General features: G+C 54.9%; 16 protein-coding genes and 1 tRNA gene. 11 read left to right on the top strand and 6 right to left on the bottom strand.

The annotated features are described in order from the left end of the window. Positions 1–14: 14 nt before the first annotated feature. The 6 genes from BC777_RS02220 to BC777_RS02195 all read left to right on the top strand — a co-directional run bounded on the left by BC777_RS02220 (position 15) and on the right by BC777_RS02195 (position 4,566). Positions 15–869: a PhzF family protein gene (locus tag BC777_RS02220; protein WP_100366531.1), complete on the top strand. Its 855-nt coding sequence runs from the start codon at positions 15–17 to the stop codon at positions 867–869. Between the two features lie 61 nt (positions 870–930). Next, positions 931–1,359, top strand: coding sequence for a Fur family transcriptional regulator (locus BC777_RS02215; protein ID WP_100366530.1), 429 nt, complete (start codon positions 931–933; stop codon positions 1,357–1,359). Beyond that, positions 1,352–2,242, top strand: coding sequence for a DMT family transporter (locus BC777_RS02210; protein WP_100366529.1), 891 nt, complete (start codon positions 1,352–1,354; stop codon positions 2,240–2,242). The genes BC777_RS02215 and BC777_RS02210 overlap by 8 nt, the downstream gene beginning before the upstream one ends. A 40-nt stretch (positions 2,243–2,282) precedes the next feature. Further along, entirely contained in the window at positions 2,283–3,560 is a 1,278-nt protein-coding gene (eno, locus tag BC777_RS02205) for a phosphopyruvate hydratase (protein WP_100366528.1), read from the top strand. Next, complete coding sequence (locus BC777_RS02200) at positions 3,557–4,150, top strand: GNAT family N-acetyltransferase (RefSeq protein ID WP_100366527.1); 594 nt, start codon at positions 3,557–3,559, stop codon at positions 4,148–4,150. Before eno ends, BC777_RS02200 begins: the two co-directional genes overlap by 4 nt. Beyond that, positions 4,138–4,566: a cupin domain-containing protein gene (locus BC777_RS02195; protein ID WP_100366526.1), complete on the top strand. Its 429-nt coding sequence runs from the start codon at positions 4,138–4,140 to the stop codon at positions 4,564–4,566. Before BC777_RS02200 ends, BC777_RS02195 begins: the two co-directional genes overlap by 13 nt. On the opposite strand, the gene BC777_RS02190 is transcribed toward BC777_RS02195, so the two are convergent. Further along, on the bottom strand, positions 4,563–6,494 hold the full coding sequence (locus tag BC777_RS02190) for a cation:proton antiporter domain-containing protein (protein ID WP_100366525.1): 1,932 nt from the start codon (positions 6,492–6,494) through the stop codon (positions 4,563–4,565). The genes BC777_RS02195 and BC777_RS02190 overlap by 4 nt on opposite strands. A 266-nt stretch (positions 6,495–6,760) precedes the next feature. Further along, positions 6,761–10,408 carry a vitamin B12-dependent ribonucleotide reductase gene (locus BC777_RS02185; protein ID WP_100366524.1) on the bottom strand — a complete coding sequence of 1,216 codons (3,648 nt, stop codon included), beginning with the start codon at positions 10,406–10,408 and terminating at the stop codon, positions 6,761–6,763. Between the two features lie 833 nt (positions 10,409–11,241). Between BC777_RS02185 and BC777_RS02180 the strand changes: the two genes are divergently transcribed. After that, the gene (locus BC777_RS02180; RefSeq protein WP_100366523.1) at positions 11,242–11,463 is read left to right on the top strand and encodes a hypothetical protein; all 222 of its coding nucleotides are present in this window, start codon (positions 11,242–11,244) and stop codon (positions 11,461–11,463) included. A 56-nt stretch (positions 11,464–11,519) separates the two neighbouring features. Then, positions 11,520–12,518 (top strand): glycosyltransferase family 2 protein, encoded by a 999-nt coding sequence (locus BC777_RS02175; protein ID WP_100366522.1) that lies wholly within the window; start codon positions 11,520–11,522, stop codon positions 12,516–12,518. A gap of 103 nt (positions 12,519–12,621) precedes the next feature. Here BC777_RS02175 and BC777_RS02170 read toward each other — a convergent pair. From BC777_RS02170 to pdxH, 4 genes are all read right to left on the bottom strand, one after another. After that, positions 12,622–12,698: transfer RNA gene (locus tag BC777_RS02170), tRNA-Pro, on the bottom strand. A 44-nt stretch (positions 12,699–12,742) separates the two neighbouring features. Then, positions 12,743–13,219: a DUF192 domain-containing protein gene (locus BC777_RS02165; protein ID WP_100366521.1), complete on the bottom strand. Its 477-nt coding sequence runs from the start codon at positions 13,217–13,219 to the stop codon at positions 12,743–12,745. Continuing rightward, a complete protein-coding gene (locus tag BC777_RS02160; RefSeq protein ID WP_100367961.1) occupies positions 13,216–13,743 on the bottom strand; it encodes a cold-shock protein in 528 nt (175 codons plus the stop codon). The genes BC777_RS02165 and BC777_RS02160 overlap by 4 nt, the downstream gene beginning before the upstream one ends. Before the next feature lie 113 nt (positions 13,744–13,856). Beyond that, a complete protein-coding gene (pdxH, locus tag BC777_RS02155) occupies positions 13,857–14,462 on the bottom strand; it encodes a pyridoxamine 5'-phosphate oxidase (protein ID WP_100366520.1) in 606 nt (201 codons plus the stop codon). 153 nt (positions 14,463–14,615) lie between these two features. On the opposite strand from pdxH, the gene fabI reads away from it, so the two are divergent. From fabI to BC777_RS02140, 3 genes are all read left to right on the top strand, one after another. Next, positions 14,616–15,422, top strand: a complete 807-nt coding sequence (gene fabI, locus BC777_RS02150; RefSeq protein WP_100366519.1) for an enoyl-ACP reductase FabI — start codon at positions 14,616–14,618, stop codon at positions 15,420–15,422. Positions 15,423–15,431: 9 nt separating this feature from the next. Beyond that, positions 15,432–15,935: a xanthine phosphoribosyltransferase gene (gpt, locus tag BC777_RS02145; RefSeq protein ID WP_100366518.1), complete on the top strand. Its 504-nt coding sequence runs from the start codon at positions 15,432–15,434 to the stop codon at positions 15,933–15,935. An 87-nt stretch (positions 15,936–16,022) separates the two neighbouring features. Continuing rightward, on the top strand, positions 16,023–17,198 hold the full coding sequence (locus BC777_RS02140) for an aminotransferase (protein WP_100366517.1): 1,176 nt from the start codon (positions 16,023–16,025) through the stop codon (positions 17,196–17,198). Positions 17,199–17,244: the final 46 nt, after the last annotated feature.

Raw genomic sequence — 17,244 nt, 5'->3', positions numbered from 1 at the left:
GAAAGGGCTGCACTATGTCCAGCTACTCTGTCTATGACGTCTTTACCGATGCAGCCTTTGGCGGCAACCAATTGGCAGTCTTCCCCGACGCCACAAACATTGCAGAAGACAAATTGCAAAGCATCGCGCGCGAGTTCAACTTTTCCGAAGTGACCTTTGTTTATCCGCCAAAAGATTCTGCACATACAGCAAGGGTACGGATCTTTACGCCGACCATGGAAATACCCTTTGCGGGTCACCCCACCATTGGCACCGCAATTGCCTTGCGCGACGCAGGGCATGATGATGACGCCATGATCCTCGAGCTGGAGATCGGGCCCATTCCCTGCTTTTTTGAAAATGACAAAGCGGCCTTTAAGGTCGCAACACCGCTTACGCGCGTCGCGACACCCGCGATTGATGTGGTCGCCGCAGCTCTGGGTCTGACCGCTGACGCCATCAAGCGCGAGACACATGCCCCGGTGCAGGCCGGTGTCGGGCTTCCTTTCGTCGTGGTGGAATTGCGAGACAAAGGTGCGCTGAACGCCTGCGCCCCGTCGCTGGATCACATCCGTAAGGGGGCGGCGCAATACCCGGCCGGTCTGGATTTTGCGATCTTCGCCTATGTGCGCGACGGCATGCGTATTGATGCCCGTATGTTTGCCCCACTTGATAACATCCCCGAAGACCCCGCGACCGGCAGCGCCGCTGCCGCCTTGGCCGCTTTGCTGACCGAAGAGTTGGGCCAAAACCTGACCCTAAACATCCTACAAGGGGAGGCGATGGGACGACCATCCTATATCACCGCCGCCACCCAGCACGCAGACCCGGTCCCTGTGACCATCAGCGGGCAAGCCGTGCGGGTGATGCAGGGCACTCTTCTGATCTGACCCACTGGAAACCGGCGGCCTGCCCGGCTATCACGGGGCAACACGACACCATGAGGCCGGTATGACCACGACCATTCTACAACGCTGCGAGGCAAACGGGCTGCGGATGACCGACCAAAGGCGCGTGATTGCGGGTGTTTTGCAGGACGCATCCGATCACCCGGACGTGGAAGAGCTGTATAATCGGGCAGCTGCCGTGGACCCGAAGATTTCGCTGGCGACTGTCTATCGGACCGTCAAGCTGTTTGAAGAAACCGGCATTCTGGAAAAACACGAATTCGGCGATGGTCGCGCGCGGTATGAAGCCGCCGACCGGGATCATCATGATCATCTGATTGACCTCCATTCAGGCGCGGTCATTGAATTCGTTGACCCAGAGATTGAAGCACTGCAGGAACGCATCGCGGCCAAGCTGGGCTACCGGCTGATGGGACACAGGTTAGAGCTTTATGCCGTTCCCCTGTCTGACAAGGACGACACAGTTGGATAACATCCGCGGCGCGGCCTTTATGGTTCTTGCGATGCTTTGTTTCGCGGTCGAGGACGCACTGATCAAACAATTAGCAAGCGCTATCCCCACAGGACAATCATTAGGTATCATCTGCTTCGGCGCCTTTCTGGCGTTTCTGACATGGTCAGCGCTTAAAGGCGAAGCACTGTGGCAACCGGGCTATGCCGACCCAAGAGTGATCTTGCGCAGCCTGTGCGAGATGATTGGATCATGCCTGTTCGTCGCTGCCCTTGCGTTGATCCCTCTGACAACGGCGTCGGCTGTGATCCAAGCCACCCCTTTGGTCGTTGCAATGGGTGCCGCGCTTTTTCTGGGCCAAAGCATCGGCTGGCGCAGATGGCTGGCGATTGTCGTGGGTTTCATTGGGGTTTTGATCATCATCCGGCCCGGAATGGACGGGTTTGTGCCTGCAACCTTGCTGGCTGTCGGTGGTATGTTCGGACTGGCGACCCGCGATCTGATCACCCGCTCTCTGACCGTACACCTGACAGGGCCACAACTGGGCATTCACGCCTTCGGCATGGTCACACCGGCGGCTTTCATATTGGTACTGTTCCAAGGACAAAGCTTTGTAGTGCCGTCCATCGCAAACTGGATACTGCTTGCCATTGCCATTGCGGTTGTCCTGCTGGCCTACCTTGCCCTTATTGCGGCAACACGCAGCGGCCACGCAGGCATCATTTCATCATTCCGTTACAGCCGCATGATCTTTGCATTGATTGTGGCCTATATTGCATTTCGGGAAGTGCCTGATGCGCCAACGGTCATCGGAGCCACGATCATCATTGCCTCGGGCATCTTCACCCTATGGCGCGAAGCCGTTCTGCGCCGCGCTTCCCTAAACGAAAAACCCGCGCTATAGAGGCGCTGATACCGCTAACATATTGCTTAAGGAGCATCCCATGAGCACGATCATCGACATCCACGCCCGCGAAATTCTGGACAGCCGGGGCAACCCGACCGTCGAAGTCGACGTGATCTTGGAAGACGGTACCATGGGCCGCGCGGCGGTCCCATCGGGTGCATCTACCGGCGCGCATGAGGCCGTGGAAAAGCGCGACGGCGACAAGGACCGCTACATGGGCAAAGGCGTGTTGGAGGCTGTCGCCGCTGTAAACGGCGAGATTGCAGAAGCGATCCTTGGCTTTGACGCAACTGAACAGGTCGCCATCGACATGGCGATGATCGAACTGGACGGCACGCCCAACAAAGGCCGCCTTGGAGCCAATGCGATCTTAGGTGTCTCCATGGCCGTCGCCAAAGCAGCGGCTGATTTCACAGCACAGCCCCTGTTCCGCTATATCGGTGGCACCTCCGCCCGCACCCTGCCCGTCCCGATGATGAACATCATCAACGGCGGCGAACACGCCGATAATCCCATCGACATTCAGGAATTCATGATCATGCCAGTCAGCGCGGAAAACATCCGTGAGGCCGTACGCATGGGATCGGAAGTGTTCCACACGCTAAAGAAAGAACTCTCTGCGGCAGGCCATAACACCGGGATCGGCGACGAAGGCGGCTTTGCCCCCAACCTTGCTAGCACCCGCGTGGCACTTGATTTCATCATGACGTCGATTGAAAAAGCAGGGTACAAGCCGGGTGAAGATATTTACCTTGCACTCGATTGTGCCGCGACCGAATACTACAAAGACGGCAAGTACGAGATGGTTGGGGAAGGTGTTTCCCTGACCTCGGAAGAAAACGCAGCCTATCTTGCAAAACTGGCCGAAGACTACCCCATCATCAGCATCGAAGACGGCATGTCAGAGGATGACTGGGACGGCTGGAAGGCCCTGACAGATATGATTGGCGACAAAGTGCAATTGGTTGGCGATGACCTGTTTGTGACCAACCCAACGCGCCTCGCTGATGGGATCGCCAAAGGCTCTGCCAACTCCATGCTGGTGAAGGTCAACCAGATCGGGTCGCTGACCGAAACACTACAAGCGGTCGATATGGCGCATCGCGCGCAGTTCACCAACGTCATGTCCCATAGGTCAGGCGAGACTGAGGATGCGACCATTGCAGACCTTGCCGTGGCGACAAATTGTGGACAAATCAAAACAGGTTCCCTGTCACGCTCGGACCGTCTGGCCAAATATAACCAATTGATCCGTATTGAGGAATTGCTGGGTGAGACTGCTGTTTATGCAGGCCGGAGCATCTTGAAAGGATGACCCTTTCAACAGGCAAATATGATGTACCTGCGGACCATATCGCGACGGTTATCACCACGCTTGAAATGACGGCACCGACAATGGCAAATCGCCTGCTATTTCCTGACGGAGTAAGTGCACGCAAAGAGAGCCTTAGTCTTGATGCTTTTCGCACGATCTTTCGCAAGATCGGTGCACCTTGGCTCTGGACATCAGGCCTCTCCAACCCGGATGAGGAAATCATTGCTACCCTGACGGACCCGAATGTCGATTATTGGATAATCTATGAAGATCAAAACGCTATCGGTCTTGTCGAGCTCGATTTCCGCAAGACCGGCACCTGCGAGCTTGTGCTTTTCGGCATGGTGACAGAAGCGACAGGACAAGGACTTGGCGGCCCGATGATGGCGCTGGCGCAAAGCGAAGCTTTTGCGCGCGACATCACCCGCTTTCACGTTTGCACCTGTCATCTGGATTCACCACAGGCCTTGCCGTTCTACCTCAAGGCTGGCTTTACCCCCGTCAAACGCACAGTCGAGGTCTTTCCCGACCCGCGTCTCAGCGGCCACCACCCTCCCGATACAGCACCGCACGTTCCATGCCTGACTTGACCGCCAAAGACATTATCGCACAACTGGATCTGACGCCGCATCCTGAGGGCGGATACTACCGCCAGACATGGATCGCCGAGAATGAAGGACGACCTACCGGAACTTGCATCTATTTCTTGCTAAAAGCCGGTCAGGAAAGCCATTGGCATGCGGTCGATGCGGTTGAGATATGGCACTACTACGCTGGTGCGCCGCTGATGCTGTCACTGGCACCAACGCTCGAAGGGCCCGCGATTGACCATGTACTGGGGCCGGATCTGGCAGGCGGCGCATTGCCCCAAGCCATCGTGCCCGAAGGCCATTGGCAGAAAGCGACAACGACGGGCGATTGGACGCTTGTAGGCTGCACGGTCTCGCCCGGATTTCATTTCGCAGGCTTCACACTTGCCGATCCAGGCGTTGACATTCCGCGTTAGCCGGTCGGACCGTCGCCTACTTCGCTGTTCTCGGGCATCTCACCCGTCTCAAGGATTTGCATCATTTCTGCGTTCATCTCTGCCTCGCGCGGGCCCAATATTTCCTGCACACGCGCGATATAGGTCTCATTTTCCATTACCGGGATCTTGGGGTCATAAGCATCCGCCAAAGAAATCATCGAGGCACGATCCGTGCGATTGAAGACATCGACCATCATCTGCGCACGGTCCCTGGGAATATCCAGCGCCTCAAGCGATGACCGCCCCATGCGCAGCGCGCTATCATAGTTTTCGCGAATAATATCGCGGCAACCGACAGCCCAAAGCTCGTAAACATGATGCCGATCCACGGCCCGCGCAATGACATGCACGTCAGGCGCAGTGGCGACCACATAGCGTACCAGTTCGGTCAGCTTGTCACGATCATCGATGGCAGCCACAAAGACCTTGGCTCGCTGCAAACCCGCAGCCTGCAACAGATCAGGGCGCGTGGCATCACCGTAATAGATGCGCGCGCCAAAACGGCGCATGTTTTCAAGGTGTTGGGCGTTATAGTCGATGACAGTCAGGTTATAACCCGCCGCACTCAAGATACGCCGCACGATCCCACCGATCCGCCCGCCCCCTGCGATAATCACCTCACCTTGCTCTTCAATAGTATCGGCCTCGGGATCATCCGCCACCGTGTATCGCGGCACGATCACGCGGTCGTAGAAAATAAATAACAGCGGGGTCAGCATCATCGAGATGGCGACCACAAGCAAAAGCTGATCCGCAAGCACCTCAGGCAGAATGGCGTTGCTGACCGAAAACGACAGCAGCACAAACCCAAACTCGCCCGCCTGCGCAAGGCTCAGTGCCAAAAGCCAGCGATCTGCACCGCGCAGTTTGAAAGCAATCGCCAGAACGACAAGCAACCCCGCTTTGACAGCAATCAATATGGCGGTCAGACCAAGGGTCAGCAGCAGATTATCAGCCAGTAAGGCAAAGTTGATCCCCGCACCCACTGTCATAAAGAACAGCCCCAAGAGCAGCCCCTTGAACGGGTCAATGTCTGATTCCAATTCGTGCCGGTATTCGCTATTGGCCAGCACAACACCGGCAAGGAAAGTTCCCAACGCCGGTGACAGCCCAACCAGCGACATCAAAAGCGCAATGCCGATCACCATCATCAGGGCGGTGGCTGTAAACAACTCGCGCAGATTGGCACCCGCGATAAAACGAAACACCGGGCGGGTCAGGAAACTGCCCGCACCAACAACTGCGGCGATGGCCACGACGTTGACGAGAGCGGTTTGCCAGCTGTTCAGACCAGCTACAAGGCTCATTCCCGCCCCGTGATCGGCGTCCCCGTGATCATCACCGTGCGCAGCTTCGGAACCATGCGCCACGTCGCCTGCGACATCCAATAGTTCCGGCATTGCCAGCAGCGGCATTAAGGCCAGCATGGGGATGACTGCAATGTCCTGTGCCAGCAGAACTGAAAAGCTCGATTGCCCGCCATCGCTCTTCATTAAACCTTTTTCGTTTAGTGTTTGCAGAACGATAGCTGTCGAACTTAACGCTGCAATCAATCCCACGGCCAAGGCAACCGTCCAACCCAAACCAAAGAACATCCCAAGCGCCATGATAACCAAAGCCGTGAGGCCCACCTGCCCGCCACCCAGCCCGATAAGCTGTCCCCGCATCGCCCAAAGCCGCTTTGGTTCCAGCTCCAGTCCGACAAGAAACAGCATCATGACTACGCCAAATTCAGCGAAATGCTGAATCGAGATCACATCGACGTTCAACACTGCCAGCACAGGGCTGATCACGATACCTGCAATCAGATACCCCAGCACGGACCCAAGGCCCAGTCGTGTCGCGATTGGGACGGCCACAACACCAGCGATCAAAAAAATGAAGGCCAGCAACAGAAAATCGGTCATGAATTTGTCCCCTCGTTTGCAAAATCATGCACGGCGCGGGTCAGCTTTGAAAGGGCAAAGGCGCACCCTTTCCTTCACGCCATAAAAAAGGGAGGGCCTAAGCCCTCCCTGAGTTTCGCTGATTAGGCTCACTCATTATGTACCGCTCGGTTTATTTGCCTGCGGCCCAATCCGCGTCGGAGCGAGCGCACCCGCTCCGAAGCTCTGTTAAGGCCAAAGAATTTCTGGAAATTCTTTCTGACCATAAGATTTTTCATCGAAAAATCTTAGCTACACCCCGATGTCCCGCCGCAGGTGTTGCATTTCATACAGGTACCGTTGCGCACCAGCGTGTAGTTGCCGCATTCGCCGCAAGGATCACCTTCATACCCTTGCATCTTGGCCTTGTCGCGGGCCGAGATTGTCGTCGCTGTGCCAGTCGCCACAACGCTTTCGCTGACCTCAGGCACCAGCGTTTGCAACGCTGCCGCCGCATCAGTGCCTGTGGCCAAGGCTGTCGCACCTGCGCCGCCCTGCAACACAACCAGATCCTGTGGCATCCGCTTGCGCAGATAGCCAGTGGACGAGATTTGCTTGAGCACTTCCAAAGACCGGGTCGCTGCGTTTTCGGTTGGGGCCTGCACGTTCGACACGCCCTCTTCTTCGCCACGACCCACATCATCAAAGGATGCGCCTTCTGGCTTTACATGTGCCAGATCGGTGCGGTCGAGGTAGGACACGGCCAGTTCGCGGAAGATGTAGTCTAGGATCGACGTTGCATTCTTGATGCTATCGTTGCCCTGCACCATGCCTGCCGGTTCGAACTTGGTGAATGTGAAGGCATCCACGAATTCTTCCAGCGGCACACCGTATTGCAGGCCTACCGACACGGCGATGGCAAAGTTGTTCATCATGGCGCGGAAGCCAGCACCTTCCTTGTGCATGTCGATAAAGATTTCACCCAACTGGCCGTCTTCATATTCGCCAGTCCGCAGGTAGACCTTGTGGCCGCCAACGATGGCCTTCTGGGTGTACCCCTTCCGGCGCTGAGGCATCTTTTCGCGCTCACGGTTGCGGACTTCCTGCACGATGATCTTTTCGACGATCTTTTCGGCCAGAACCTGTGCTTTCTCGTGGTGGTTACCGCTTTCCAGCGTCTCCTGCGCGCCCTCATCATCCTCAACCAAGGCAGCAGCCAATGGCTGGGACAGTTTGGACCCATCACGGTACAGTGCGTTCGCTTTCACACCGAGGGACCATGACAATTCGTAAGCCTTCTGGCAGTCCTCGATGGTCGCATCGTTGGGCATGTTGATCGTCTTGGAGATCGCACCGGAGATGAAGGATTGCGCCGCAGCCATCATGTAAATGTGGCTGTCAACGCTCAGATACCGCTTGCCTTTCTTGCCGCATGGGTTGGCGCAATCGAACACAGTCAGATGCTCTTCCTTCAGGAAAGGCGCGCCTTCCAGTGTCATGGTCCCGCAGACGTGATCGTTGGCCGCGTCAATATCCTGCTTGGAATAGCCAAGGTGGCGCAGCAGATCGAAGGTTGGATCGTTCAGCTTTTCAGCAGGAATACCCAGCGTTTTGGTGCAGAACTCCTCGCCCAGTGTCCACTGGTTGAACACGAAACGGATGTCAAAGGCCGAGGCGAGTGCCGCTTCGATCTTGTCCAATTCCGCCTGACCAAAGCCGTGGCCAATTAGCGAAGTGTGATTGATCGCAGGCGCCTGCCCGATAGAACCGTGACCGACGGCATAGGCGATGATCTCTTCGATCTGCGCAGAGCCATAGCCCAGCTTCTCCAATGCCGCTGGCACCGACTGGTTAATGATCTTGAAGTAACCACCACCAGCAAGTTTCTTGAACTTCACCAGCGCAAAGTCAGGCTCGATCCCTGTGGTGTCGCAATCCATGACCAGACCAATGGTGCCGGTTGGCGCGATGACAGAAACCTGCGCGTTGCGATAGCCGTGCTTTTTGCCCAGTTTCAGCGCTTCATCCCAGCTGCCAACGGCCAGTTCGATCAGGCGTTGGTCAGGGCAGTTGGTGTGGTCCAGCGGCACGGGCTTCACGTCCAGCTTGTCATAGCCATCCGCCTTGCCCAAAGCCGCTTGTCGATGGTTCTTGATCACACGCAGCATGTGCTTGCTGTTTTTCTTATAGCCCGGGAATGGACCCAACCCGCCCGCCATTTCGGCAGAGGTCGCGTAGGATACACCTGACATGATGGCGGTCAAAGCGGCGCCCATCGCGCGACCTTCGTCGCTGTCATAGCCGAACCCCATGTTCATCAGCAGACCGCCGATGTTGGCATAGCCCAGACCCAGCGTGCGGAAGTCATAGGACCGCTGCGCGATTTCCTTGGACGGGAACTGCGCCATCATGACCGAGATTTCCAAGGTCACTGTCCACAGGCGTGTCGCGTGCATATAGTCCTCGGCCTGAAACTTGCCGTCCTTGTAGAAGGTCAGCAGGTTCATCGACGCGAGGTTACAGGCAGTGTCGTCCAGGAACATGTATTCAGAACAAGGGTTTGAACCACGAATCTCACCGTCTTCGGGGCATGTGTGCCAAGCGTTGACGGTATCGTGGTACTGGATGCCCGGATCAGCACAAGCCCATGCAGCGTGGCCGACTTGTTCCCAAAGCTCGCGTGCTTTGATGATTTTGGCGACTTCACCATTGCGACGGTTGATCAGTTTCCAGTCAGCGTCGTCTTCGACGGCTTTCAGGAACGCATCAGTGACACGGATCGAGTTGTTAGAGTTCTGACCAGAGACAGAGGAATACGCTTCAGAATCCCAGTCTGTGTCGTAGGTCGGGAATTCAATGCTGGAATAGCCCTGCTTTGCATAATCCAACACGCGTTTGATGTAAGTCTCTGGAATTGCCGATTTCTTCGCGTCTTTAACGGCAGCTGCCAGTGTCTCATTGGTCTTTGGATCATAGGCAGACACCTCTTCTCCGTCCCAAGATTTGATCGCCGCGAAGATCGCGTTCAGGTAACGCGCATGCATCTTGGAACCCGCAACGATAGATGCGACCTTCTGCTCTTCGATCACCTTCCAATTGATGAATTCTTCGATATCAGGGTGATCTGCATCCACGATCACCATCTTGGCTGCACGGCGCGTTGTGCCGCCTGATTTGATTGCTCCTGCCGCACGGTCACCGATTTTCAGGAACCCCATCAAACCGGACGACTTACCGCCACCAGACAGTGGTTCACCGTCGCCGCGTAAGGACGAAAAGTTCGTGCCGGTACCAGAGCCATATTTGAAAAGGCGGGCCTCACGCACCCACAGATCCATGATACCGCCTTCATTGACCAAATCGTCACCAACAGACTGGATGAAGCAAGCATGTGGCTGCGGATGCTCGTAGGACGAGGCAGATTTTGTCAGCTCTTTTGTCTTGTAGTCCACATAATAGTGACCCTGCGCAGGCCCATCGATACCGTAGGCCCAATGTAGGCCCGTGTTGAACCATTGTGGGCTGTTTGGCGCAGCGCGCTGCGTCGCCAGCATATAGCGCATCTCGTCAAAATAAGCGCGCGCATCATCTTCGGAAGAGAAGTATCCCCCCTTCCAGCCCCAATATGTCCATGCGCCTGCCAGACGGTCAAAAACCTGCTTGGCAGACGTCTCACCACCGAACGTTGCACCTTTCGCGGGCTCAGAGCGCCACAGGAATTCCGGCACGCCCTTTTCCTTCACGCGCTTCAGTTCAGACGGCACGCCGGCCTTGCGGAAATATTTTTGCGCAATGACGTCAGAGGCCACCTGGCTCCAGCCAGCCGGAATTTCGCAATCGTCGAGTTTGAAAACGATCGTACCATCAGGATTACGAATTTCCGATGTCGTTTTTTTGAATTCAAGTTCACCGTAAGCGCCTGTTTTGGCTTTTGTGAAATTGCGGTCAATCTTCATTGGTCTGCCCCATTTTTCTGCGCCGACGTTGCGGCTTAATTCTCAACTCTGCCGCGTTGGCGGCCAAAATTACGCAAAGACATTCATTGGCCTCAAAGTCACCACGAGCGCCCTGATCAACGATCAGAGAGCCGTAACTGAGCGCCACATTTTCGCACTCGCCTGCTGCACTGTCCCCGCACCGATACCACATCTTGTGTCGTGGCGCCCGGTTCGCACAACCTGACGCATCTAGCCCTCGTGGGTCAACGGATTTTTAACACAAAATGTGGATTAATTTAGTTGACGCGACGATGCTGTCATGGGCCGCAATCGGACGGAGTGATTCACGCACATAGTTGTCCACAATGGGCACGCAGACAGCTCACAAAAAGAAACCGTGCAACTTCGCAAGCTTAGCGTGAATGCTTCAGCCGACACCTCAAGAACGCTGGTGCGCTGCCAAGCATATCCATTTTTTCTGGCACTATTGAACAGATCTTCAAGCACCACGTTGCGGTGTTACTACAACCCGCAACGATGATGCCGCCGAAACAAATGATACAGAAATTCTTATTGGGCAATGACAGCGAGCCTCAGAAAGCAGCGCAAGGCCAGTCGTCCTATGTTCCGCCCTGTACTACTTAATATCGTGTATACGCTCACATGATACGCAATATTTGCTTCGTTTTTCCGCAATTTCGTTGTCCGATTGGCACAAAATTACCTTAGGTCACAATTTTTAGTGCAGTTCTTATTGACTGGGTGAGCAGAGTGTTGTTTTGAGACACTACAAAAGAGGCGGTTTTTTGCCGTCTTAATGAATACACCATCAATTGATTGGGAGAATATCAATGAAAAAGTTTTGGGTCATTCTTGGCGCACTTGTCGTCGCAGGCGTATCCGCATACGCGGGCGGCTTAGCAGACGCGATTACAGAGACTGTGCCAGTTATTGCAGAGCCAGTCGAAGCAGACTCAAGTGTGCCGGGGTGGGTTATCCCGGCAGCGATCATCGCTGTGCTGATCGGTGTGGCGGTTCTTGCTGACGATGATGACGATGAAGATGACTCTTAATTAACTGATCGAAGTTATTTTCTCAGCGCGAAGCATAGCATTGTGTCGGGGTAGATTTGTTATCGACGTCTATCAGACAACGCCTCGCGATTGGAATATGTACGCGGCAGCGCCATGCGCTGCTGCGTCGTCTTTTAGAAAGTATCTGGGAACAGCCTGCCCCAGAACATTATGATGTTGAAATCATAGTCGTAGACAATAACGACGCACCTTTGGTGGCCCCAGAGGATTTTGATCATCCTGCGAAATTCAAGTTAACAGTTTTGCACGAAGCCAAACCAGGCTTGGTGAATGCGCGCAATCGCGTGCTAGATGCCGCTATCGCAATGAATGCAGATTGGTTGATTGGCGTGGATGATGACGAATGGGTCTCAGCAGATTGGTTAGACCAGTTCATCATAGGCATCGAGACACTCGACACATCAATAATCGTCGCTGCAAAGCAAATCGTTTATCCGAAAACAACAAACCGGTTCATAAAGCGCCTGCGTCAAGAACAATTGCCTGCTGGCGCCGATACGACAATATTTTCCACTGCAAATTTTGCGATGCACAAACGTGTATTTGCGCCCGACCATGGCCCGGCGCTACGGTTTCATTTTGCCTTTAACGAAAGTGGAGGCGAAGATTTTGAATTTATGCTGCGGGCCAAACATCAGTATGGCTTCCGGGCTGCGAAATGGCCTTACGCAATCGTGACCGAGGAGTTTGATGGCAAACGTGAAACGTTTCGATACCACGTCAAACGTCAGTTACTTAATCAGGTCACACGATACCACGTTTTAGCACTACATCGGACGATGGGCGTGCGCGGTTCACATCTCGGCAATGCCAAGAAGATTTTTCTGATCACAAATAAATTCGCCATCTTTGGAACCGCTGAGTGCATGCGCGGTGCCGCTCTACTTATAATGGGTCAACCTACAGCATATGAAATTGTCGGCAGCGGGCTTTTCAAATGGGCGCGTGCGTTGGCCGTGTTTCCGTACCTGTTTGGTAAGACCGTCGTTGCTTACGGATCAACGGTAAATGCTGATCGGTCTGATTTGCGTTAAGCCAGAAGCTGATTTTGACATTTTCATGCTGGCTTAAAACAACATCAAGGACCCTGCCGCTACTTGTCGCGGGCCAATAAACCACCAGTGTGTGATGTTTATATGGTCGGGGCGGAGAGATTCGAACTCCCGACCCTCTGTTCCCAAAACAGATGCGCTACCAGGCTGCGCTACGCCCCGGACCATGCGCAGTCTTTAGCTCCGCCAAACTGATTTGAAAACCCCTAACTGTCAGTCTTTTCGCCACAAGGCAAAATAGCATCGGCGCCAAAGCTGGGATGCTGCATCACAGCCCCTTCAGATAGGCCCAAACGGGCAGATAGCCCACCATTAATCTCTAGCACCATCTGCACGCCTTCACCCCCAGGGATCGGGGTTAGATCGCCCGGCACAGCGTTCTCGTGGATATGCAGGATTTTTCCGTCTGGTGCTGCAAAGATCATATCAAGCGGGATCAGCGTGTTTTTCATCCAAAAGCTCACGCTTTGTGGACGCTCATAAACGAACAGCATTCCAGACAGCATCGGCATCTCTTCGACAAACATCAAGCCGCGCGCGCGTTCCTGCGCATCATCGGCCACGTCGATTGAAAAGGTTGCCTGACCAAAATCGCCTTGAATGGTCAGCCTGTCGTCAGCACAGACAGCCCAAAGTGGCTGTCCAAGACAAAGTAGAGCGCCCGCAAGTGGAACAAGCTTCACTTGGCCGCAACCTCCCAGCCGATCACCTCAATGGCCATGCGGCCGCGTTCACCATCCACCATTCGAATGCCAATCGCTTCGCCTGATTGCAGGTCGGACAGACCGGACCGGCGCAACACTTCAACGTGGACAAAAACATCGTCATTATTTCCAAAGACATTCGCAAAACCGAACCCCTTGGCCTTGTCGAACCATTTCACCCGTGCGGGTTCAATCGGCTTGCTGGCGATATCCTCTGGCGAAAACTCGACCATATCGCGCAGCGGCAGTGTGTCTTCGGTTTCAGGTGGCGTGATGGATAGCACTTCGGTGGCCTGCAGCCCGCGCTGGGTATCCTGTACCATGATTGAAATAACCGAGCCGTCCACAACAGACCCCTGCCCAAAATTGCGCAAAACATTCGCGTGCAGCAAAATATCAGGGCCACCCTCGTCAGAGATAACGAACCCAAATCCCTTCGTGGGATCAAACCATTTTACCTGTCCCAGTACCTTACGTTGCGTACCGGCGTCGTGCGTTTCCATCTTGTATTCCTTTTGAACAGCGGCGCCTGTCGCGTCGTCATTCATTGTTGTCCCATCGCAAGATCTTGATTGTTGGTCCATCTCTGTTTCTCCGTTGTCCTCGAAATGAGGTGCTAAGGTGAGAGACGGGTGACCTCCCAATCTTGATCAACTTCCTTACGCGACCACCGAAACCGGTCGTGCAATCGAAATGCGCCGTCAGACCAAAACTCAATTTCCAGAGGCACAATCCGGAAACCGCCCCAAAAAGGTGGCCGTTCCGGGTCCGCACCTTTTTGTACTGTTACTTTAGCTACATCAGCCATCAGGGTCGCGCGCGACTCCAAAGGCTGTGATTGCTTCGATGCCCACGCTCCAATCCGGCTCTTGAGAGACCGCGACTTGTAATAAGCGTCGGCGATTGGACCATCCTCTTTCGTGGCCAGTCCTCTTACACGTATCTGTCTGGTGAGTGATTTCCAATGCAGAACAAACGCAGCTTTTCCCGACTGAGCGATTTCTTGCCCCTTCCGACTGTCGTAATTTGTGTAAAACACGAATGCGTCCATTTCGATATCTTTAAGAAGGACCATTCGTACATTTGGCATGCCATCGGCATCAACAGATGAAAGCGCAATAGCATTGGGGTCATTGGGTTCGGTTTCACTCGCCTCATCAAGCCATTGCTGAGCAATAGTGAACGGGTCATGGCCCGCAAAAATGCCGCTCCGGTCAGACATGTCTGATCCCTACACAAAACCCCCATGCCCACGCTAAGTGGAAACGTAGACAGTGGCAAGCATTTTGCGCGATTGTTCAGATACTTGCCGCCTTGCAAGCAATCGCCTAAACGGACAGGATGCCAACGGCCAAAAGACAAAGGAAAATAAGCAATGACATCAGATCTGATGAAGGGCAAACGCGGCTTGATCATGGGCCTGGCAAACGACAAATCGATCGCATGGGGCATTGCAAAAGCCTGTGCTGATGCTGGTGCAGAACTTGCATTTTCCTATCAGGGCGAGGCCTTGAAAAAACGCGTTGATCCGCTGGCAGCTTCGGTTGGCTCAGATATCATCCTTCCCTGTGATGTGGGCGATGAGGCATCGATTGACGCCCTCTTTACTTCCCTTGAAGAGCGCTGGGGCAAGCTTGATTTCGTTGTCCATGCCATTGGTTTTTCTGACAAAGGCGAACTGCGTGGTCGTTACGTTGACACCTCCCGCGGCAATTTCCTGACCTCGATGGACATCTCGGTTTATTCCTTCACTGCTGTGGTTCAGCGGGCAGAGAAAATGATGACGGATGGGGGGTCTTGCCTGACGCTCACATATTACGGGGCAGAAAAGGTCATGCCGCACTATAACGTCATGGGGGTCGCAAAGGCCGCACTCGAAGCCTCGGTACGGTATCTGGCCGAAGACCTTGGCAAGGATAAGATTCGCGTCAATGCCATCAGCGCAGGTACGATCAAAACGCTTGCCGCCTCAGGCATTGGTGATTTCCGTCTGATCATGAAGTGGAATGAATATAACGCGCCCCTGCGCCGGACGGTCACACAAGAAGAGGTCGGCAACTCTGCCCTCTATCTTCTGTCGGATCTGGGAAGCGCTGTCACCGGCGAAGTATTGCACGTCGACGCTGGCTATCATGTCATTGGCATGAAAGCAGTTGACGCACCCGACATCACGAAAGAATAGGACGCCACCATGACAGATCGTCTTCCGCATGAAAAAGGATTCCATATCAGCTGGGACCAAATTCACCGTGACAGCCGTGCTTTGGCATGGCGTCTGGATGGACAAGGCCCCGACAACGGCGCATGGAAAGCCGTCGTCGCGATCACCCGCGGCGGCATGGCCCCTGCGATGATTGCGTCGCGTGAACTGGACATCCGCACCGTCGATACGATCAGCGTCAAAAGCTATGATCACCAAGACCAGTCAGAGGCCAAGGTGCTCAAGGCGCCCGACGCGGACCTGATGGGCGATGGCACCGGCATTCTGATCATTGATGATCTGGTCGATAGTGGCAAAACGCTGGAACTGGTCCGCGCACGCTACCCCAAAGCGCATTTCGCAACCGTTTATGCCAAGCCAAAAGGGCGCCCACAGGTCGATACCTTCATCACTGAAGTCAGTCAGGACACATGGATTTTCTTCCCATGGGACATGGCGCTACAATACGTCGAACCTTATCGCGGCAAGGACTGACCCATAGCACTTCATCTTGGCCGGGAAACTCCCGCCGGAGGCACCTGAAAATAGAATGCGGCGCAGCCGCTCCTTTTGGATAATGTCATGAACCAGTCACGCACCAGCGCCACCTTCGCCCCACCCGTAATGGAGGCACGTCGCTGGCTGGACGGTGTGACGCATCCCGAAAATCGGCCCTTGTTGAACGTAAGCCAAGCGGCCCCGGTCGATCCGCCCCCTGCCCCTTTGCGCGCAGCGATGGCGCAGATTGTTATGGATGACGCGGGCGCGCATCTTTACGGCCCGGTTCTTGGACTGCCCGAATTGCGTGCCGAAGTGGCCGCGCAGTGGTCTGCAAGCTATGGCGGCGATGTCAGGGCGGATCAGGTCGCTATCACGTCGGGATGTAACCAGGCCTTTGCTGCAGCCATTGCCACGCTCTGCACCGAAGGCGACGAGGTAATCCTTCCCGTACCCTATTATTTCAATCACCGCATGTGGCTGGACATGTCGGGTGTGAAAACCGTACCCCTATTGGTAGGCGAAGGCATGATCCCAAAGGCCGCCGATTGCGCCAAACTGATCACTTCCAAAACCCGCGCCATCGCCTTGGTCAGCCCCAACAACCCGTGCGGCGTCGAATACCCCGCTGCAACACTCAGCGCTTTCCGCGATCTGGCACGCACGCACGGTATCGCGCTGATCGTCGATGAAACCTACCGCGACTTTGACAGCCGGACAGGCGCGCCCCATCACCTCTTTGCCGACCCCTATTGGGATGATACGCTGATCCAGCTTTATTCCTTCTCAAAAGCCTACCGGCTGACAGGCCACCGCGTTGGCGCGATCATCGCTTCTACCGCCCGCTTGGCCGAGATCGAAAAATTCCTCGACACTGTTACGATCTGCCCCAACCAGCTGGGCCAACGCGCGGCCCTCTGGGGGATGCAGAATCTGGGCGACTGGCTTTCAGGTGAACGGCTTGAAATCCTGGATCGACGTTCCGCGATTGAAGACAGCTTTCATCTGCTGACGGACAAAGGCTGGGATCTCTTGGGGTGTGGCGCCTATTTTGCCTATGTCAAACATCCTTTCGCGATGTCTTCGGCCGATCTGGCCCCACTTTTGGTCAAAGAGGCAGGCGTGTTGCTGTTACCCGGCACCATGTTCATGCCTGCCGATTTGCCCGGCGGTGCCAGCCAATTGCGCATCGCTTTTGCGAACATTGACCGGGCGGGTGTCCAGACCCTTTTCAATAGGCTGTCACCCTTGGAACTCTAACCCTTGCACCCCCGCCTCTGCGCCCGTATTCAGGCGCAAACCAGCG

This window comes from Yoonia maricola (assembly GCF_002797915.1).
Lineage (GTDB): Bacteria > Pseudomonadota > Alphaproteobacteria > Rhodobacterales > Rhodobacteraceae > Yoonia > Yoonia maricola.
Note: the sequence above shows the minus strand (reverse complement) of the source record. Positions and strands in the feature narration are given on the sequence as shown.